The 19,797-nt window shown below is 71.1% G+C and carries 19 protein-coding genes and 1 pseudogene; 13 read left to right on the top strand and 7 right to left on the bottom strand.

The genetic code is table 11. The features are described from left to right. The first annotated feature begins 159 nt into the window (after positions 1-159). From CP984_RS39605 to CP984_RS39615, 3 genes are all read left to right on the top strand, one after another. Complete coding sequence (locus CP984_RS39605) at positions 160-2,445, top strand: ATP-binding cassette domain-containing protein (protein WP_003980658.1); 2,286 nt, start codon at positions 160-162, stop codon at positions 2,443-2,445. A 585-nt stretch (positions 2,446-3,030) separates the two neighbouring features. Then, complete coding sequence (locus CP984_RS39610; RefSeq protein ID WP_003980657.1) at positions 3,031-4,260, top strand: cytochrome P450; 1,230 nt, start codon at positions 3,031-3,033, stop codon at positions 4,258-4,260. A 49-nt stretch (positions 4,261-4,309) separates the two neighbouring features. Beyond that, positions 4,310-5,524 carry a cytochrome P450 gene (locus CP984_RS39615; protein ID WP_003980656.1) on the top strand — a complete coding sequence of 405 codons (1,215 nt, stop codon included), beginning with the start codon at positions 4,310-4,312 and terminating at the stop codon, positions 5,522-5,524. A gap of 58 nt (positions 5,525-5,582) precedes the next feature. Here the strand turns inward: CP984_RS39615 and CP984_RS39620 are convergent, their stop codons facing one another. Continuing rightward, complete coding sequence (locus CP984_RS39620) at positions 5,583-5,984, bottom strand: ANTAR domain-containing protein (RefSeq protein ID WP_003980655.1); 402 nt, start codon at positions 5,982-5,984, stop codon at positions 5,583-5,585. A 188-nt stretch (positions 5,985-6,172) separates the two neighbouring features. Between CP984_RS39620 and CP984_RS39625 the strand changes: the two genes are divergently transcribed. From CP984_RS39625 to CP984_RS39645, 5 genes are all read left to right on the top strand, one after another. Then, positions 6,173-6,730: a PadR family transcriptional regulator gene (locus CP984_RS39625; RefSeq protein ID WP_003980654.1), complete on the top strand. Its 558-nt coding sequence runs from the start codon at positions 6,173-6,175 to the stop codon at positions 6,728-6,730. A gap of 96 nt (positions 6,731-6,826) precedes the next feature. After that, positions 6,827-8,575: an acyl-CoA dehydrogenase family protein gene (locus tag CP984_RS39630; RefSeq protein ID WP_003980653.1), complete on the top strand. Its 1,749-nt coding sequence runs from the start codon at positions 6,827-6,829 to the stop codon at positions 8,573-8,575. Positions 8,576-8,663: 88 nt separating this feature from the next. Next, a complete protein-coding gene (locus tag CP984_RS39635; RefSeq protein ID WP_003980652.1) occupies positions 8,664-8,975 on the top strand; it encodes a hypothetical protein in 312 nt (103 codons plus the stop codon). Between the two features lie 156 nt (positions 8,976-9,131). Then, positions 9,132-9,521, top strand: coding sequence for an SH3 domain-containing protein (locus CP984_RS39640; protein ID WP_226048756.1), 390 nt, complete (start codon positions 9,132-9,134; stop codon positions 9,519-9,521). A 401-nt stretch (positions 9,522-9,922) separates the two neighbouring features. Next, entirely contained in the window at positions 9,923-10,300 is a 378-nt protein-coding gene (locus CP984_RS39645; protein ID WP_003980650.1) for an STAS domain-containing protein, read from the top strand. Between the two features lie 31 nt (positions 10,301-10,331). Here the strand turns inward: CP984_RS39645 and CP984_RS39650 are convergent, their stop codons facing one another. Next, positions 10,332-10,748 carry an STAS domain-containing protein gene (locus CP984_RS39650; protein ID WP_003980649.1) on the bottom strand — a complete coding sequence of 139 codons (417 nt, stop codon included), beginning with the start codon at positions 10,746-10,748 and terminating at the stop codon, positions 10,332-10,334. Between the two features lie 152 nt (positions 10,749-10,900). Next, a complete protein-coding gene (locus CP984_RS39655; protein ID WP_003980648.1) occupies positions 10,901-11,464 on the bottom strand; it encodes an STAS domain-containing protein in 564 nt (187 codons plus the stop codon). A gap of 481 nt (positions 11,465-11,945) precedes the next feature. Here CP984_RS39655 and CP984_RS39660 point away from each other — a divergent pair, with 481 nt between their 5' ends. Next, a complete protein-coding gene (locus CP984_RS39660) occupies positions 11,946-12,359 on the top strand; it encodes an ATP-binding protein (protein WP_003980647.1) in 414 nt (137 codons plus the stop codon). 99 nt (positions 12,360-12,458) lie between these two features. Then, positions 12,459-13,079: a hypothetical protein gene (locus tag CP984_RS39665; protein ID WP_030178487.1), complete on the top strand. Its 621-nt coding sequence runs from the start codon at positions 12,459-12,461 to the stop codon at positions 13,077-13,079. Positions 13,080-13,421: 342 nt separating this feature from the next. Here CP984_RS39665 and CP984_RS39670 read toward each other — a convergent pair whose 3' ends face one another. After that, positions 13,422-14,075 (bottom strand): TetR/AcrR family transcriptional regulator, encoded by a 654-nt coding sequence (locus CP984_RS39670; protein WP_003980645.1) that lies wholly within the window; start codon positions 14,073-14,075, stop codon positions 13,422-13,424. A 131-nt stretch (positions 14,076-14,206) separates the two neighbouring features. Between CP984_RS39670 and CP984_RS39675 the strand changes: the two genes are divergently transcribed. Further along, the gene (locus tag CP984_RS39675; protein WP_003980644.1) at positions 14,207-15,169 is read left to right on the top strand and encodes an alpha/beta hydrolase; all 963 of its coding nucleotides are present in this window, start codon (positions 14,207-14,209) and stop codon (positions 15,167-15,169) included. A gap of 221 nt (positions 15,170-15,390) precedes the next feature. Continuing rightward, the gene (locus tag CP984_RS39680) at positions 15,391-16,215 is read left to right on the top strand and encodes an SDR family oxidoreductase (protein WP_003980643.1); all 825 of its coding nucleotides are present in this window, start codon (positions 15,391-15,393) and stop codon (positions 16,213-16,215) included. 140 nt (positions 16,216-16,355) lie between these two features. Here the strand turns inward: CP984_RS39680 and CP984_RS39685 are convergent, their stop codons facing one another. The 3 genes and pseudogenes from CP984_RS39685 to CP984_RS39695 all read right to left on the bottom strand — a co-directional run bounded on the left by CP984_RS39685 (position 16,356) and on the right by CP984_RS39695 (position 19,053). Continuing rightward, positions 16,356-17,132, bottom strand: a complete 777-nt coding sequence (locus CP984_RS39685; RefSeq protein ID WP_003980642.1) for an alpha/beta fold hydrolase — start codon at positions 17,130-17,132, stop codon at positions 16,356-16,358. Between the two features lie 141 nt (positions 17,133-17,273). Then, positions 17,274-18,190: pseudogene (locus tag CP984_RS39690) on the bottom strand (aldo/keto reductase). Beyond that, entirely contained in the window at positions 18,187-19,053 is an 867-nt protein-coding gene (locus tag CP984_RS39695) for a helix-turn-helix domain-containing protein (protein ID WP_003980640.1), read from the bottom strand. Before CP984_RS39695 ends, CP984_RS39690 begins: the two are co-directional and overlap by 4 nt. 254 nt (positions 19,054-19,307) lie before the next feature. Here CP984_RS39695 and CP984_RS39700 point away from each other — a divergent pair, with 254 nt between their 5' ends. Next, complete coding sequence (locus tag CP984_RS39700; protein WP_003980639.1) at positions 19,308-19,748, top strand: SRPBCC family protein; 441 nt, start codon at positions 19,308-19,310, stop codon at positions 19,746-19,748. Positions 19,749-19,797: the final 49 nt, after the last annotated feature.

The following is a 19,797-nucleotide window of genomic DNA, read 5'->3' on the forward strand; positions in this document are numbered from 1 at the left end:
CATTATCTCTGTACAACGTACAGAGTACGCCGTACGCGGAAAGTGTGGCAGAGTACGAGGACGCCGCCGGGGCCCGTGGCCGCCGCCCGCCCCGCCGCCGATCCGTTTCCCGCCCGGCCGTCCCCGCCGGGCCGCCGTACGCGAGGAGAAGGAATCCGTATGCCCGCCGACCTCTCCGGCTTCCAGCCGTCCGCCGCGGACCTGCACCACGTCATCGAGGTACGCGGCGCGCGGGAGAACAACCTGGCCGATGTGTCCCTGGACCTGCCCAAACGGCGGCTCACCGTCTTCACCGGGGTCTCCGGGTCGGGCAAGTCCTCGCTCGTCTTCGGGACCATCGCCGCCGAGGCACAGCGGCTGATCAACGAGACGTACACCGCGTTCATCCAGTCGTTCATGCCCAGCATGGGCCGCCCGGACGTGGACGCGCTGCGCAACCTGAGCGCCGCGATCATCGTCGACCAGGAGCGGATGGGCGCCAACTCCCGCTCCACCGTGGGCACCGCGACCGACGCATACACCATGCTGCGCATCGTCTTCAGCCGCCTAGGCACCCCGCACATCGGCACCTCCTCCGCCTTCAGCTTCAACAGCGCCGACGGGATGTGCCCCGTGTGCGAGGGCCTGGGTCAGGTGTCGGAGATCGACGTGGACCAGCTCGTGGACCGCGAGCGCTCGCTGGAGGAGGGCGCCATCACGGTGCCCAACTTCGCCATCGGCTCCTGGTACTGGCAGGTCATGGCGGGTTCCGGCTTCTTCCCCGCGGACAAGAAGCTCAAGGACTTCACCGAGCGGGAATGGCAGGACTTCCTGTACAAGCCCGCGACCAAGGTGAAGGAGGCCACGCTCAACACGACGTACGAAGGGCTCGTCACCAAGGTCCAGCGGCTGTTCCTGAGCAAGGACCGGGACGCGCTCCAGCCGCACATCCGGGCCTTCGTCGACCGGGCCGTCGCCTTCACCGGGTGCCGCGCCTGCGACGGCACCCGGCTGAGCGCCGCGGCCCGCTCCTCCACCATCGACGGCGTCAACATCGCTCAGTGCTCGGCGATGCAGATCAGCGATCTCGCGGCGTTCCTGCGCCGGCTCGAAGACCCTTCCGTGGCGCCGCTGCTCGCCAACCTGCGGCACCTGCTCGACTCCCTCGTGGAGATCGGCCTCGGCTACCTCTCGCTCGACCGCCCCGCGGGCACCCTCTCCGGCGGCGAGGCGCAGCGCGTGAAGATGGTGCGCCACCTCGGCTCCAGCCTCAGCGACGTCACCTACGTCTTCGACGAGCCGACCGTCGGCCTGCACCCGCACGACATCCAGCGGATGAACAACCTGCTGCTGCGGCTGCGCGACAAGGGCAACACGGTGCTCGTCGTCGAGCACAAGCCCGAGGTCATCACCATCGCGGACCACGTGGTCGACCTGGGGCCGGGCGCCGGTACGGACGGCGGGCGGATCTGTTACGCGGGGGACGTGGCGGGGCTCCGTACGTCCGGCACCCTGACCGGGCGCTACCTGGGCCACCGGGCGCGACTGCGCGAGCAGGTGCGCACACCGCGCGGCACCCTGGCGATCGAGGGCGCGGACCGGCACAACCTGCGCGACGTGAGCGTGGACATACCCCTCGGCGTGCTGACCGTCGTCACCGGCGTCGCGGGCTCCGGGAAGAGTTCGCTCATCCACGGATACGTTGCCGGGCGCGAGGGCGTCGCCGTCGCCGACCAGTCGCCGATCCGTGGCTCGCGCCGCTCCAACCCGGCCACCTACACCGGACTGCTCGGTCCGGTCCGTACCGCCTTCGCCAAGGCCAACGGCGTCAAGGCGGCCCTTTTCAGCGCCAATTCGGAAGGCGCCTGCCCACACTGCAACGGCATCGGGCTGGTCTACACCGACCTCGCGATGATGGCCGGGGTGGCGTCGGTGTGCGAGGAGTGCGAGGGCAAGCGCTTCACGCCGAAGGTGCTCACGTACAAGCTGCGCGGCAAGGACATCAGCGAGGTGCTGGCGATGTCCGTGGCGCAGGCGTACGACTTCTTCCCGACCGGCCAGGCACACGCCATCCTCGGGCGGCTCGGCGATGTCGGGCTGGGCTATCTGCGCCTGGGCCAGCCGCTCAACACCCTCTCGGGCGGCGAGCGGCAGCGCCTCAAGCTGGCCATCCACATGAACGAGAAGGCCACGACGTACGTCCTGGACGAGCCGACCACCGGGCTGCACATGGCCGACGTGGACCAGCTGCTCGCCCTGCTGGACCGTCTGGTGGACGACGGCAACACGGTCGTCGTCATCGAGCACCACCAGGCGGTGATGGCACACGCGGACTGGATCGTGGACCTCGGGCCCGGTGCCGGACACGACGGCGGCCGGGTGGTCTTCACCGGCACGCCCGCCGAACTGGTCGCCAAGGGGGAGACGCTTACGGCCCGGCATTTGCGGGAGTACGTCGGGGGGTGAATTCCCGGACCGACGGTCCGCGGCCGGCGGCCGATGCGTGAACGGAACACGGAAAAGAACCAGTTGGACGCCACGGAAGCCTCATCCGTGGCGTCCAACTGGTTGCGGTTGACCCGGTACTCGGGCAATCGCAGAGTGAAACGAACGGTCCGGAAAACATGGAACCCCAGCTGGTCGTATTCCGAGCCGGACATGAAGGTGCGGTAGCCGCCGTGCGCATCGGCGCGACGTTTCGAGGGCGTTCCGGCGGCTCCTTGAATTCCGTATCCCATGCCGCTCCGTATCCATTGCCGACGCTCATGGGCGCGCCATACCGACGGCCGCGCGCTGCCAACCGAAGAGGGGAAGGATGAACGGCCAGGCGTATTCGAGCCCGCCTTTCCCCGGCCCCGTTTCCCCGGCCCCTGTCCGCATGTCTCTCCGCCCGTACACCACGGGCCGAACCGACCCGGCGCCGGCCAACGGCCTCCCTCCGTCCGAGGCCGGCGCCGTCCGAGAGGTGAACGGCCACCTCGTACCCGCCGCCGTCGCCGCGCTCCGCCAGGGCGGCGGTCCGCAGCCGACGACGGAGAAAGGGATGCCGCGATGACGCAGCCGGACACCAGGACGAACCAGCCGGACACCGGGCCGGGCCGGCCCGAGCAGATACCCGCCCACCTGCGGCGGGACCGTTTCGACCCGGTTCCCGAACTCCGGCGGCAGGTCCGGGAGGCGCCGCTCGTGGTGGCCGACGTCGAATTCGGGCTCTTCGGCCGGGTGAAGTGGGTGGCCACCGGCGAGGCCGAAATCCGGGAGGTGCTGGGCGACCTGAAACGTTTCAGCTCCCGGCTGCCCGACGACGGCCAGGACACGTCCGGGGCCCGCGCCGCACCCGGCAACCTCCTGCAGTGCGACCCACCCGACCACACCCGCCTCCGGCGCATGGTGGCACCGGAATTCACGGCGCGGCGGACCCGGCGGCTGGAACCGCGCATCACCGCGATCGTCGAAGAGTGCCTGGACATCATGGAGCGCGTCGGACCGCCGACCGACTTCATGCGAAACTTCGCCTGGCCCGTGGCAGGGCTGATCACCTGCGAGCTGCTGGGCATTCCCCGCGACGACCGGGCGGAACTGTCCCGCTATCTCGACATCGCCCAGGACGAATCCGCGCCCCCGGAACAGCAGACGGCCGTCGGCAAGGCGTACTGGGCCTATATGGTGCGGCTCGCCAAACGGCAGCGCCGCAGCCCCGGCGACGGCCTCTTCGGCCACGTGGTGCGCGAGCACGGCGCGGACATCGGCGACGACGAACTGGCGGGTGTCGGCGCGACCTTCGTCTCCGACGGCTTCCTCCAGGTCTCCAGCATGCTGGGGCTGGGCGCGCTGGCGCTGCTGGACCACCCCGGCCAGCTGCGGCTGCTGCGGGAACGGCCGGAGCTGATCGACCGGGCCGTGGAAGAACTGCTGCGCTACGTCACCGTCATCCACACCGTCTCGCCCCGCACCGCCCTGGAGGACGTGACCATCGGGAACCAGGTGATCAAGGCGGGCGAGATGGTCGCCTGCTCGCTGTTCGCCGTCAACCGGGCGCAGGGCGGACCGGGGGCGGACGCGTTCGACATCACCCGCGAGTCCGCCCCGCACCTGGCCTTCGGCCACGGCATGCACCACTGCGTCGCCGCGCCGCTGGTCAAGCTGGAGATGCGCATCGCCTACCCGGCACTGCTGCGCCGGTTCCCCGGGCTGCGGCCCGCGGTGGCGCCGGACGGCATCCGCTTCCGGTCCGCGCAGACGCGGCAGTTCAGCCTGGACGCGCTGCCCGTCGCCTGGTGAGGGGTTCCGGCTGCGGAAGGTCCCGGCCGGTGACGATCGAGGAGACGACATGCCGCAGGACACCTCCCGCCGGTTCGAGCGAGCGCCCAGGGCCGCCTTCGGCCCCGACGCCCACACCCGCGAGCTGCACGGGAAAGCACCGGTCAGCAAAGTCGACATGGGCCCGATACCCGACTCGGACGCCGGCCGCGCCACGGTCTGGCTGGTCACGGGCTACCACGAGGTACGCCAGGTCCTCGGCGACCACGTACGGTTCGGCAACGGCTTCGCCTCCGGCCCGGTGTACGGGACCGCGAGCCGCTTCCGGCCCCCGGAGGTCGTCGGGCACCTGATGGACTACGACCCGCCGGAGCACACCCGGCTGCGCCGGATGCTGACCCCGGCGTTCACGGTCCGGCGGATGCGGCAGCTGGAGCCCCGTATCGAAGAGGTCGTGGCGCGCTGCCTGGACGGCGTGGCGAAGGCCGGGCAGCCCGCCGACCTGGTGGAACGGTTCGCCCGCCCGGTGTCGGGCGAGGCGCTGTGCGAACTGCTCGGGGTGCCGCGCGACGACCGTACGGACTTCGTGCGCCGCGTCCAGTGGCAGCTGGAGCAGGACCGGCCGCGCAGGCAGCGGGCCGACGCGGGCGAGTCCTACCTGCGCTACCTCGGCGCGATGGTGCGCCGCCGTCGCAAGGACCCCGACGACAGCTTCATCGGCACGCTCGTACGCGAGCACGGCGACAGCATCACCGACGAGGAACTGCGCGGCGTCTGCGGCCTGATGATGCTCGCCGGGCTCGACAACGTCTCCGGCATGATCAGCCTGGGCATCCTCGTCCTGCTCCAGCACCCCGACCAGCTCGCCGCGCTGCACGCCGGCACCGCGTCCGCGGACCGCGTGGTCGACGAGCTGCTGCGCTACCTGTCGGTGGCGCACGCACCGCAGCGGCGGATCGCCCTGGCGGACGTCACCGTCGCGGGCCAGGTGATCAAAAAGGGGGAGCAGGTCCTGTGCTCCCTCCAGATGGCCAACCGCGACCCGGCCTTCCTCCCGCACCCCGACCGCTTCGACGCCACCCGCGACCCCGCGCCCCACGTCGCCTTCGGCCATGGCATCCACCACTGCATCGGCGCCGCGATGTCCAGGATGGAACTGCGCATCGCCTACCGCGCCCTGTGGCACCGCTTCCCCGGACTGCGGCTGGCCGTCCCCGTGGAGGAGATCGCGTATCGGACCAATGCGGTGGCGGACGGGGTGGTGAGGCTGCCTGTGGTGTGGTGACGTGTGCTGCGCGGCCCGTGTGCCGGCGGGGTCCGGTGCGTACGGCCCTGCCCCGCCGCTACTCCTTCCGCTCCGCCGTCCGCCGACGGGCCCGAAATCTGGCCCGCGCCCGCCGTAGCGCGGCGCTGATCGGCTGCGGGGGCGGTGGTCCGGCCGCGCCGGCGACCACGGCCGCGGCGACCTCGCGGAGTTTGATGTTGGTGTGCTGCGAGGTGTAGCGGAGCATGTCCCACGCCTGGGCGGCGGTGCACGCCTCGTCGGCCATCAGGATGCCCCGGGCCTGGTCGATCAGCGGGCGGCTCGCCATCGCCTCGCGCAGCTGCGCGTTCTCGGCCCGCAGCCGCCGCACCTCGGCTGCGGGGTCCTCGGCCGGGGTGACCGGGACGGGAGCCTGGTCGTGGCGGGAGATGGTTGTCGTACGGCGGTGGTGGCGGGCCACCGGCCGGTCCGGGAAGCGCATGGTGGTCAACTCCTCTCCAGGCCGGCACAGCACTGCCGCGCTCCCGCGACAAGGTCTGCCACAGGACTGCCCGCCGGTCCCGCGGTCCCCGCCCGCCACTCGGCGCCCCGGCCACAGGTCGGGTGACCCGCGTCTCACCTGCCCGGGGCCGCTTGTCTATGCAACTCGTTGCATAGCAGGATCGGGGCATGGCGCTCGAACACGCGATCCTCGTCTCCCTGCTGGAGAAACCGGGCTCCGGCTACGAGCTGGCCCGGCGGTTCGAGCGGTCCATCGGCTACTTCTGGACCGCCACCCACCAGCAGATCTACCGCGTCCTCAAGCGCATGGAGAGCGACGGGTGGGTGGACGTCCGCGAGGTGCCGCAGCAGGCGCGGCCGGACAAGAAGGAGTACTCCGTCGCCGCCCCCGGCCGCACCGCCCTGTCCCAGTGGCTGCACGAGCCGATCGAGCCCGAGAGCGTACGGCACGACCTCGCGGTGAAGATCCGCGGCGCGGCCTTCGACGACCCGGCCGCGCTGATCCGCGAGGTCGAACGGCACCACCGGGCGCACACCGACCGGCTCGCCCACTACCTCGCGGGGGAGCGGCGCGACTTCACGGGCCCCGAAGCGCCCGCGGCGCCCGACGCCGGGCAGCAGCTCCAGCACGTCGTCCTGCGCGGCGGCATCGCGTACGAGCGGATGACGATCGCCTGGCTGGAGGACGTGCTCGCTACGCTCCACCGCCTGCGAAGCGAGAGGTGAGCGCCGGTCGGCCGCACGTGCCGACGCGCGCCCGATGGTCCACCCCGCCCCCGTAGCCGTATCCCAACCCTCACCCGACCCCGAAAGGCGTGTCCCATGGCCGACCCGCTGCTCTTCAACCCCCGCACCTACGACCCGGCGCACTTCGACCCCGAGACCCGCAGGCTGCTGCGCGCCACCGTCGACTGGTTCGAGAACCGCGGCAAGCGCAGGCTGATCGAGGACTACCGCTCCCGGGCCTGGCTGGCGGACTTCCTCGCGTTCGCGGCGAAGGAGAAGCTGTTCGCCACCTTCCTCACCCCGGCCTCCGCCGCCGGGGAGCAGCCCGCTGACCAGCAGGCGGACGGCCACCCGGACAAGCGCTGGGACACCGCCCGCATCGCCGCCCTCAACGAGATCTTCGGCTTCTACGGCCTCGACTACTGGTACGCCTGGCAGGTCACCATCCTCGGCCTCGGCCCGGTCTGGCAGAGCGACAACGCCGCCGCCCGCGCCCGTGCGGCCGAACTCCTCGACCAGGGCGAGGTGTTCGCGTTCGGGCTCTCCGAGAAGACGCACGGCGCCGACATCTACAGCACCGACATGCTGCTGGAGCCCGACGGCGACGGCGGCTTCCGCGCGAGCGGCGCCAAGTACTACATCGGCAACGGCAACGCCGCCGGACTCGTCTCCGTCTTCGGCCGCCGCACCGACATCGAGGGTCCGGACGGCTATGTCTTCTTCGCCGCCGACAGCCGCCACCCGGCGTACCACCTGGTGAAGAACGTCGTCGACTCCTCCAAGTACGTCAGCGAGTTCCGCCTCGACGACTACCCCGTCGGCCCGGACGACATCCTGCACACCGGCCGCGCCGCCTTCGACGCCGCGCTCAACACCGTCAACGTCGGCAAGTTCAACCTCTGCACCGCCTCCATCGGCATCTGCGAACACGCGATGTACGAGGCCGTCACCCACGCCCACAACCGCATCCTGTACGGCCGCCCCGTCACCGCCTTCCCGCACGTGCGCCGCGAGCTGACCGACGCCTACGTACGCCTGGCCGGGATGAAGCTGTTCAGCGACCGCGCCGTGGACTACTTCCGCTCCGCGGGCCCCGACGACCGCCGCTACCTGCTCTTCAACCCGATGACGAAGATGAAGGTGACCACCGAGGGCGAGAAGGTCATCGACCTCATGTGGGACGTCATCGCCGCCAAGGGCTTCGAGAAGGACACCTACTTCGCCCAGGCCGCCACCGAGATCCGGGGGCTGCCGAAGCTGGAGGGCACGGTCCACGTCAACCTCGCGCTGATCCTCAAGTTCATGGGCAACCACCTGCTGAACCCGGCCGCGTACGAGCCCGTGCCCACCCGCCTGGACGCGGCCGACGACGCCTTCCTCTTCCGCCAGGGCCCGGCCCGCGGCCTGGGATCCGTACGGTTCCACGACTGGCGCCCCGCCTTCGACGCGTACGCGGCCCTGCCCAACGTCGCGCGCTTCCGCGAACAGGCGGACGCCCTGTGCGAGTTCGTCACCACCGCCGCGCCCGACGAGAAGCAGAGCCGCGACCTCGACCTGCTGCTCGCCGTCGGCCAGCTCTTCGCGCTGGTCGTGCACGGCCAGCTCATCCTGGAACAGGCCCGCCTGACCGGCCTGGACGAGGACGTCCTCGACGAGCTGTTCGCCGTCCTCGTACGGGACTTCTCCGCGTACGCCGTGGAACTGCACGGCAAGGACTCCGCCACCGACGCCCAGCAGCGCTGGGCCCTGGCCGCGGTCCGCCGCCCCGTCGTCGACGAGGCCCGTTCCGCCCGGGTCTGGGAGCGTGTGGAGGCGCTGTCCGGGACGTACGAGATGGCGCCGTAGGACCAAGGGGGAACGGCCCCGCCCGTACGCCGGATACTCGGCGTGGGCGGGGCCGACGGGCATCCGTGACCAGGGGAGGTGGACGATCGTGACCGAGGCGATCAGAGGGTGGATCCTGACCTACCGCGCGCGCCCGTTCCTGGAGCTGCTGTCGCGCTATGCCGGGTACGACTTCGACGACACCGACTGGGCCGCCGTCGAGGCCGGCGTGAAGGCCACCGACGCCGCGGACGCCGACGGCTGGTACTCGTACCCCCTCGTCGGGCGTGGCGACACCCTGGAAGTGCGGCTGGCGAACGCCGTCGGCGGCGACGAGCTGTCGGTGGTCATCGTGGGGGCGGGGACGTACGAGATGTGTCTGCGCGCCGACACGCTGCTGTCGGCGTTCGCCACGGACTGATGCGGGGGCGTCGCGGGGACGGCGCGGGCCATGGGCTCCGCAGTAGCGATTTTTGGTCAAATGTTTCCCTGGTCCCGTGTTTCACTTGGGTATACGGCATGCTCAGGTTCATCCGGGCGGCCGTACGGGACGCCCGCAGAGCAAAGGGGAATACAAGTGAGCCCTTTGACGAAGCGCGCCAGACTCGCCGCGGCCGTCGCCGCACCGCTCCTCCTGTCGGGCGCCACGCTCACCGCGACGGCGCCCGCGGCCAGCGCCGCGCCCACCGGCGCCGACGCGTGTACCCACCCCAGTTGGTCGAACAAGTCGCCCGGCAAGGGCACGGCCAAGGGCGGCGACGCCAAGGTCCGCACCGGCCCCAGCCAGGACTGCGCGGTCACCGCCACGGTCGGCACTTCCGTCGTGCTCCAGTACCACTGCTGGGTGCAGAATTCCGTAGGCAACAAGTGGACGCACGTCCGCATCGACGGTACGCAGATCAACGGCTGGGTCTACAACGGCAACCTGGACGACGGCGGGTCCGTACACCCGGACAACAAGTGCTGACGGACATCTGACCGAGGCGCACCGCCCACCTGTCCATTCGACCACCCGTCCTCACGGCCTCAGGAGTGAGCTCGTCTTCGCGGGCCGCTCCTGGGGTCGCGCTCCATACCTCAAGGCCGCGGCTGGGGCCGGCCGCCACCCGACCCGTCCGTAGTATCAACTGTCGAACGATTGCGCGGAATATCGTCTGATCGGTTGTGACGGCATGGTCGGACTGCGAGGGAATACGGGCGAAAACGGTCAACCGGCGATCGGAAGCGGTCTTTCGCGAAAGTTTCATTGATGCATGAACCTTCTGCTTCGTCTGCGCCGGTGGGATCCGTAAGCTGCCAGCAGTCCCCGCCGCGTGCCCGCCGTGCGGGCCGCGCCACCCACCAGCAGCAGCCGAGGAGTTGACCGCCATGAACACCCGGTGCCCGGAGCAGAAGGAGGGCTGCCGGGTCGTCCGTCCGGTGGGCGAACTCGACCTGGCGACGGCGAAGGCGCTCCGCGAAGAGCTGAGAGGGAACGATGCTGCACTCTCGGCCTGCGTCGTTGCCGACCTGCGGCGGGTGACTTTCATCGACAGCAGCGGGCTGCAGGAACTGCGCGCCGCGCAGACGCGGTGCGAGGCGGTCGGCGGCTGGCTGCGCCTGGTCTACGACCACCGTTCCATCGAGCTGCTGCTGCAACTGACCGGACTCGTCCAGCAGTTCCCCCGGTACGCCGACGTCGACGACGCCCGGCGCGGCAACCCCGCGCTGCCCGGTACCTCCGGCGCCCCGTCAGTCGGCGGCTGACCGGAGCGAGACGCCGGGCGCACCGGCCCGTTCACTTTCCGGGCGGCCCCGTGCTCACCGGATACGTCGGCGGCCAGGCGGGGCGGTGCGCGACGGGCAGACTGGCCAGGGCCCGGGTGACGGTGGGGAAGACGGCCAGCACCTCCCTGCTGCCGGTGCTGTCCAGCATCCACAGCACCCGGCGGCCCACACCCGCCAGCAGAAGGCGGCCGCCCCGGCGGCTCAGCAGCCAGTGCAGCCCGAGCAGGCAGTTCAGGCCGCGGGAGTTGCAGTAGACCAGAGCTGAGCAGTCCAGGACCACGTACCGGTAGCCGGCGTCGACATGGCCGCCCATCGTCGTACGGAAGTACTGCTCCCCGATGTGGTCGAGGGCCCCGCTGACGCGCACCACCGCGCACGCGTCGCAGTCGGCGACCATATTGACCTGCAACCCGTCAGCGTGCGGCATCTCGCACCTCCGAGCGGCGTCCGCTCCAACACCCCATGAGCCGGGCAGAACACGCTATCCGTAGGCGGGCAGGGGTACCAGGCGCGGCTGTCCCGGAGACCGGCCCATGCGTCACTCCGGGCCGGCCGTCGCGTAGACCGCCGGGACGCCCCTCAGCCGCCGTGCGGCCGCGTGGTCCCGTACACGGCGCTGCGGCGGCCGGTGGCGAGGCGGCGGGCACCGCCGCGGGACGAACGACCGCCGGTCGCCGCGCGGGTGGCGCCGGGGCCGGGTGCGGCCAGCAGCGCGAAGGGCCGGGTCAGCGGCACCAACTGCAACACGCGGTACACGCACCGGGGCGGCTGGCGCAGATAGGTTTCCCCGCCGTGCGCGGCCACACGGGCCCGTACCTCGCACAGCCACTGCAAGCCGCTGCAGTCGAAGAAGTTGACCTCGCTCAGATCCAGCACCACCGTGCGTACGGCGGGCGAGGACACCTGGGACAGGGCCGGGCCGAGGCGCTGGGCCAGCTCCAGGTCGAGGTCGCCGCGTACCCACAGCACCAGCGTCTCCCCGTCGCGCCGCGCGCGCCAGCACGGTCCGTCGCCCCGGCGGTACGCGCCGGTGCCCCACCCGCGCTGCCTGCGGTCCTGCCGCCACCAGCGGCGTCCTGAGCGCACGAGACGGCGCGCGGGCGTGCCGCGGCCACGGAAGTAGCGTGAGCAGAGACCGGTCACAGGCGTCTCCTCCGTCGGTGGACCTACCCCGGCGATGTGCAGGGACGGCCGGGCAGCCGCGGCCGAACGCAGTGGGCGGGCCGACCACCTTCCAGGGCGTCGCGTCGGCCCCGTCCGTCGGCCTCATCCGGTGTGATGCCCCGATTCCGCGCGGACAAGCACCCGCCACGGAGCTGTCCCACCGGAGGCATCCGTAACCCGGACAACTGAACGGCGGCCCAGCCACTGTGCGAGGTGCCGTACGGGACAGGGGACCACCGGAGCGGGGGTGGGAACCGGTACCGGCGCCACCGGTGCTCGTGGCCGTTGGCGCGGCCGGACGTACCCGAGCGGCGGTGTGGACTTCCGGGGGCGGAATCCGACTTCCGTGCGTGGCTGTCACTCGAACCGGGCATGAGTGGTACAGACCAACCGCTACGATCCGGCCACCGAGGCGTGACCCAAGGGGGCCGACCGGCCCTTGGGGGGAGTGAGCCGAACGTTGCGTACCCGTCGTGCCCGCGTCCGGACCACGCGTGCCGAATACCTGTTACCCCATGCCCGGGAAACGGTTTTCTGGGCCCGCTGGCTGACCGCCGCCTTCCTCACCCGGGTGATCGCCGGCGCGACCGCGCCCGCCGACCCGGCCGACGCCTACCTGATCGTCACCGAACTGGTCGCCAACGTCACCCGCCACACCCGCAGCAGCTGCCGACTGCGGCTGTGCGTCGCGGCCGACACCCTGACGGTCGAGGTGAGCGACGACTGCCCGGACCGCCCCCGCTTCCGCCCACCCGCCCCCGGCGACGAGAGCGGACGCGGCCTCCTCATCGTCTGCGCCCTCGCCCACACCATTGACGTCCTGGACACCCCCACGGGCGGCAAAACGATCCGCGCCACGCTGAGCGCGGCCTGATCGCGGTCTGACCGCGGGGGGCCGGCCTGGTACGCCCGGCCTTGCACCCCGGCCGTCGTCATCCGCCCCCGGACGCGCGACACTCTTGCAGTGATCACCATGCAACCGGTCCTCGAAATCCACCTCCCGGACGATTTCGCCCTCTGGCCCGTCACCGACTTCGAGCCGTACACCTTCCTGCGGCTCGGCGGTGGGATGGAGATGACCGAGGTCGGTACGGCAGTGGCACAGATCGCCTTCACCAACGCCGTCGCCCCCGAGGACGACACCTCCCCGCCGCCCTCCGACCCGTACGGCGCCTTCCTCCACACGCTGCTGACGAGCGAGCACCTCATAGCGGCCGGCGGCTTGCGGGTCCACGACGCCGATACGGGCGTCACCGTGCTGCCCGGCTGCTGCGACGGGCTGGAGGAGTGGCGCGAGTGGCACCGGGTGTTCGACGGCGACGGCTTCGTCGGCTTCGGCCACGACCCGTCCCCGACCGCCGAACGCCGCGGCGACACCGTCCGCCTGACCGTGGACGCCTGGCAGGAGGACAGCCCGGCGATCGACCTCCCCGTCACCGAACTCCGCCACCTGCTCACAGACGTGGAACGCGACCTGACCGCCTTCCTGGCCCTGGCCACATCCTGGGCCGCTCACCACATGCCCGCCCAGGCGGCAACCGTCACCGCGGCTCTCGCCCGGTGCCTCGACGTACGTGCGCCGGGGATGCCGTAGGAACGTAGGCCCCCGGGCAGGATCAGGCGTTCGGGTCGGCCTTGAGGGGGACGGTGACGGCGTCCTTCGCGGTCCAGGGGAAGCCGTGCGCGTCGAACGGCCAGGTGCCGGACCTCCGCCGGTGTGGCCCGGCGCAGGGTCGCGCCGCCGTGTTGGCGGCGCCGGCCACCGGCTGCGCGTATCACTTCTGGCTCTGCTGCCCCCGGCAGGTCTGCTGGCGCAGGTGGGGCGCTGACGACGGCGTGTGATGCCCGCGTGGTGTCCGCGGCCGGTCGGTCCGGGGCGGCATCAGACGCGCCCCCGGTGGGCTCAGCGCCGACAACGCACTCGCGATCCGGCACATCAGGGAATCCGGGCCTCGATATGGGCGAGTTGCGCGGCCAGGATTTCTTCGAATGCGGCGCGGCGGTCTGCTCCTAGGGGGCGGATGTCGCGGGCGAAGTGGGCCAGGGCGGGGAAGCGTGCGGGGTCGGCGCCGAGTACCGCGACGCGGAACTGCTCCATGCCCTGTTCGTACTCCTTGGGGGTGAGGGTGCCGATGCCGGCCTCGGAGGTGACCAGTGCGGCGAGGAGGACCGCGATGCGGTGGTATCGCACCGGGATCTCCTCGTCGGGCAGGCCGGACGTGCGCAGAGCCTGCAGCAGCTCCTCCACGATCAATCGGGATCCGGCGCCGCCGGATCCATGCCGTCCCCACACCGCGGCGAGTTGGGGTTGCTCGCCGAAGGCCTCGCGCAGGCGCAGGGCGAGGGCGGTGACGCGCTGCTTCCAGTCGCCCTCGGGGCGGTAGCCGTCCATGGCGGCCAGCAGGATCCGGTCGGCAACCGCGCGCAGCAGTTCGGTTTTGTTGCGGAAGTGCCGGTAGAGGCTGGAGGAGTCGGTCCCGAGCGCTGCGGCGAGCTTGCGCACGCTGAACGACTCGGCGTCGCTCGCGTGCAGCAGCTCCACCGCCGTGTCCAGGATCTCCTCGGTCGACCAACGCCTGCGGCCAGTCATCTCGCCCCTCTCGTCAGGACTCAGCCTAAACCATGCACTTGCTGTTGCACGCACCGCGTGCATAATGAGGACGGCGCACTGTCCGGCCACAACGACGCACCCGGCCCTCGGCCGGGAGGAGAGAAGGACACATGAGCCAGACCACTGACGCGACACGGCCGCCGGAGCCGGATTTCACGGTGATAACGGCAGCGGAGCTGCGCACCTACCGTGAGGCGGAGAACCGTTTCCGGGCCTCCGGCGCGGCGCGGGCGATCCTCGGGGAGCCGGCCGCCGGCGCCGCGATCGACTGGCAGACGATCGCGCTGCCCGGCCGCGACCTTCCGGTCCGGGTCTACCGGCCGGCGCCGACGGAAGACGGCGAAGCCGCGGCCCGGGCCGACCTGCCACTCGTGATCCATGTCCACGGGGGTGGCTTCGTGGGCACGGCGGTGCAGTCCGACTGGATCAACAGCCACCTCTCCGTGGGACTGCCCGCCGTCGTGGTCTCGGTCGAGCACCGCCTCCTCGCCCCGGACAGCCCGCTCGCGAACGCCGCCGACGATGGCTGGGATGTGCTCGACCACGTGGTGCGACACGCCGCGCAGTGGGGCGTCGATCCGGCGCGCGCGGCCGTCTTCGGCGAGAGCTGCGGCGCGCTGATCAGCGCGCTGACGGCTATCCGGGCCAGGGAGGCCGGCCTGGAGCTCACGGCGCAGGTGTTGGTCAATCCCGCGGTCGATGTGACCGGGACGGCATACGACTACCCCTCGATCACCGAGTACGCGTACAGCCCGACCCGGGCCCTGCCGCAACTGCAGCTCATGCAACGGCTCGCCGTCCCGCAGGGAGCCGATGCCCGCACATTCTCGCCGCTGTACGCGGACGACCTGAGCGGGCTCGCCCCGGCGCTCGTGGTGGTACCCACCCAGGACGCGGTCGCCGACCACGGCCGCCGCTATGCCGAGCGGCTGCGCGAAGCAGGGACCCCCGTGCGGCTTTCCGAATACCCGGGCGCAAAGCACGCGTTCCTCAGCATGCCCGGCGTGGAACCACAGGCCGAGGCCGCCCGGGAGGAAATCCTCGCGTTCCTCCGCGCGGCCCTGGCGAAGTGACGGGGAAACGGATGCAGCCCGCCCTTCGCCCTGACGGCCCGGCGGTATCGGCCTGGCATGTCCCCACGCGCCACCAGCGGCTTCACGGTCAGCCTCGGCGGGGCCGCGCTCCCGCCGAGGTTCACGCACAACCGGTATTCATTCGGCTACTGTTTGTGTTGCGACGCCGAATGGGTTGAGGCCGACCGTCGTAAACCGGCCCTCCCGGAAAGGAGATTGCCGTGGCAGGCGGCAAGCGCATTCTCATTACCGGCGCGGGTTCCGGCTTCGGCCGTGACGCTGCCCTGCGTCTCGCCGAACGCGGTCACCATGTCATCGCGGCCGCCGAGAACCGCCCGCAGATGACCGGGCTGATCGAGGAAGCGGACCGGCGCGGTATCGGTCTCCAGGTGGAGAATCTGGACGTCACCGATGCGCTGCACCGCAGCCAGGCGCACGCCTGGGACGTGGACGTGCTGTTCAACAACGCGGCCGTCGGGGAAATGGGCCCGCTGGCCGAGATTCCCCTGGAACTCGTCCGGCGGGTCTTCGAGGTGAATGTGTTCGGCCATCTCGCCCTGGCCCAGGGATTCGCCCGGCAGATGGTGGAACGCGGTAACGGGCGCATCGTCTGGCTGTCGTCCATCGCGGGCCTGACGACCAATCCGTATCTCGGCCCGTACTGCGCGTCGAAGTACGCCATCGAGTCGATCGCCCAGGCGATGCACGACGAACTGAAACCGCTGGGCGTCCAGGTGTGCACCATCAACCCGGGCCCGTACCGGACCGGTTTCAACGACCGGATGGGCGACGCGCTACGCGTCTGGTTCGACCGGGAGAAGTCCATCAGCGCCGAGCACTTCACCACCGATCTCGGCGTAGAGGTCCGGCTCGCCGACGACTACGGCGAGATGACCGGGGAAAGCCAGAAGGACCCCGAGGAGATCGTCGAACTTTTCGTGAAAGTCGCGGAGGGGGAGTCCGGCCTCTTCCGCAATTTCCTCCCGGCAGACCGTATCGAGGAGGTGAAGCGGCAACAGGCCGCAATCTGGGACCTCCGGCAATGAAGCCGGTAGGGGCCGGACGCCGGGCCGCCTCTCGCACTCCGTGCGAGACGGCGGTCACCGGCGTATCACCATCCGGCATTGTGGTGATCGCCTCGGGGACGGTGCGGCCGGGCACCCGCCGCGAGGGACAGACCCCACCGCTACCGCTGCGGTAGCCGGCGAACGAAGTCCAGCAGCAGGGCGCAGAACGAAGTGGGCCGTTCCAGCGGTGCGAGGTGTCCTGCGGCGGGGATGACCACGGTCTCGCCTGCGTTGAGGGTGCGGGCCAGTGCCTCGCAGCCCTCGAAGAAGTCCGGCATGTCGTGTGCTCCGACGCCGACCAGGGCGGGAGCCGTCAGCGTACGCAGCGCCTCCGCACCTTTGCCGAGCGGGTCCGGGGCCAGTGACGGTTCGCCGTGGGCGAGTTGTGCGGTCAGTTGGCGGCGCAGCATACGGGCCGCGTGTTCGCGTACTTCGCCGGTCGCGTCGGCCGAGGTCCATGCCTGGACGCCGGCTGCCACGGCCGTGTCCAGGTCACCGGCGCCGAGTGCCGACCTTTCGGCGTCCCAGGCGGCTTGCAGACGTGGGGAGGCCGGCTGGTCGTGCGGCCGGTACCCGACGAGCACCAGGCCCTCGACCCGCTCGGGCGCCGTGACGGCGATCTGGAGCGCCACCAGGGCGCCGAGGGAGTTCCCGGCCAGGACGAAGCGGTCGGCCCCGAGATGGTCGAGCGTGTCGAGTACGTCCCCCCAGGGAGCCGCCTCATGGCCGTCGGGCACGAGCGCGTCGCCGTGGCCGGGCAGGTCCAGGGCGATGGCCCGTACGCCCGCGTCGGCGAGCAGGGGAAGGTGGGCGTCCCACATGGTGCGGTCGGTGGGACGGGCGTGCAGCAGGACGACGGGGCGGCCTCGGCCCGCTTCATCGGAGGGCAGCAACATGGCGAGCGTCTTTTCTTTGATGGGAACAGGTTTGATGGGAGCAGGGACGGAGCGGGAGCAGGGAAGGGGAGGGGAAGGAGAGGGGAAGGCGGTCGGACCGCGGTACGAAGGGGCGGGAGTTCCGACTTCCTGGGGTGGCCATCACGCCTCGGCGGTCAGTTCGTCGCTCTCCGCGTCGCTCAGCCGCAGGGTTGCCGCCGCCAGGTTCTCCTCCAGGTGCGCGACCTTGGAGGTACCGGGGATGGGCCGGACAACCTGGGAGCGGGCCGGCAGCCAGGCCGGCGCCACCTGCGATGGGGCGGCGAGGTGGGTGGTCTCGATCCGGTCGACCGGGCCGCCCGTACGGGCCGGTTCACCCGGGCCACCGGCGCCCAGGGGATGAAGCCGATGCCGTGGCGGGTGCAGTACTCCAGGACATCGGCGGAGCCGCGGTCGGTGAGGTTGTAGCGGTTCTGGGCAGTGGCGATTTCCGCGACCGCGCGGGCCTGCTCGATCTGGCCGACGGTGACCTGGGACAGCCCGATCGCGACGATCTTGCCCTCGTCCTGGAGCCCTCGTCCTCCTGAAGCCCTCATCCTGGAGCCTCTTCAGCTCGCCGACCTGGTCCTCCAGCGGGATCTTCGGATCGACCCGGGCCAAACGGAAACAGGTCGATGTGGTCCAGACCGAGTCGGCGCAGACTCATCAGGGCTTGCCGGCGCAGGTACTCCGGACGCCCGACCGGCGGCCACGCCACCGGACCGAGGCGCACCGGTCCTTCGTCCGTCTCGATCACGTCGGGCCCGTTGCGGGTCGGCCCGGCCTTGGTCGCGATCAGCGCATCGTCGCGGTAGCGGAGGGATCGCCACCCGGACGGTCTCCTCGCTCACGTACGCGGTGTCGATCAGCTGCACGCCGAGCCCGACGGCGCGGCGCACCATACGGACGCACTCCCGCCGGTCGTCGGGCTCGCCCCACACCCCCGGCCCGGTCAGGCGCATGGCGCCGAAACCGACACGGGCGACCTTCTTGCCGGTTACCTCGAAGGTGCCGGCGGCGTCCGACAAAGAGGCGGTCATGCTCGGAGTTCTTCTTCCTCTGCGGGAGCGGCCCGGTCCGCCGAGGCCGTTTCCCGCTCGGTCAGCCGGCGGAGCAGGACCAAGGCGTCGGCGCCGGCGCCGCCGGGTTCCGCGCTGTAGACGGACAGGTGCTGTCCGGGGGCGCTGGTGACGGCGAGCGCCTCGAAGTGCAGACGGATCTCTCCCACCCGCGGGTGGCGGGCGTGCTTGTCCTCGTGCGTACGGGGACGGACCTCGTAGCGCGCCCACAGGCCGGTGAACGCGGGGCTGTGCACGCTCAGTTCGCCGACGACCCGCTCGATCCGCTCGTCCTTGGGGAACTGCGAGGAGGACGCCCGCAGGTTGCCCACCGCGATCCTCGCCGCGCGGTCCCAGTCGGCGTAGAACTCGCGCGCGTACGGGTCGAGGAAGATCATCCGCAGCAGGTTGTCGTACCGGGCGAAACCGTCGTACAGCTCTTTCGCCATCGCGTTGGCCGCCAGTACGTCCTGCGCCGCACCGACCACGAAGGCCGGCACCTCGCGCATGGCGTCCATCAGCCTCAGCAGCTCCGGAGCCACGGTCGTCGCGGCAACGGCCGTTCCGAAGACGGACCGGCCCAAGCGGAACAGGTGGGCGTCCGCCGCGTCGTCGAGCCGCAGTGCCCCGGCGATCGCCCGCAGCACCTGCTCGGACGGGTGCCGCTCACGGCCCTGCTCCAGACGGATGTAGTAGTCCGTGCTCACCCCGGCCAGCAGCGCCACCTCGTCGCGCCGCAGCCCCGGCACCCGCCGGGGCCCGTCATCGGGCAGACCGGCATCCGCCGGCGCGACCGCCGCGCGACGGGCGCGCAGGTAGTCACCCAGTTCGTTCTCGCGTTCCATGGCCGCCACACTAAAGTCCTCGCGCAGCTCAGGGCGTGGGTGCGCTGCACCCACCCGGGGCCGTCAGCCCCGCGCCCTGGGTGGGCGCGGCGCACCCTCCCGCATCCGCGGCCGCCCTCGTAGCGTCGGCGCCATGAACGGTCGCGCCGCCGACCGCATACCGATGCCCCTGCCGTCCTCGTACGGGCAGATCGGGGCAAGCCGCTACGGCGGCCGTCCGCCGGCCCCTCCCTCTGCAGAACCGGAGTCCTTTCATGCCCGAAGCATTCGCCGGCGCCGTCATCCCGGCCCCGGTCGCCACGGTCTGGCACGTGGTCCGCGACTTCGGCGGCCTGGCCACCTGGCAGCCGGCCGTCGCAGGCTGCGTCCTGGCGGAGGCGGAAGCCCCCGACCGCGTCGGTTGCGTCCGCACTCTGTCCATGGCCGACGGGGAGACCGTGGTCGAGTCCCTCCTGGCGCTGGACGACCACAGACGATCGCTGACTTACGGCATCGTCAGTTCCCCGTACGCAGTGCAGTCCTACCGGGCCACCATGCGGGTCGTGCCTCTTACCGCCACCGATGAGACGTTCGTCGCTTGGTCGGTGGACTTCGACTGCGATCGCTCCAACACCGACGAGCTGACGGAAACCTTTCGGACCGGCATCCTCACAGCCGGATTGCGTGGCCTGGCCGAGCACTGTCGCAGACTGTGACCGGTCACCCGGCCCGCCCTGCCGTACACCGGCACCCCACGGCATGCTT

The sequence above is a fragment of the Streptomyces rimosus genome (genome assembly GCF_008704655.1).
In the GTDB taxonomy this organism is placed as follows: domain Bacteria; phylum Actinomycetota; class Actinomycetes; order Streptomycetales; family Streptomycetaceae; genus Streptomyces; species Streptomyces rimosus.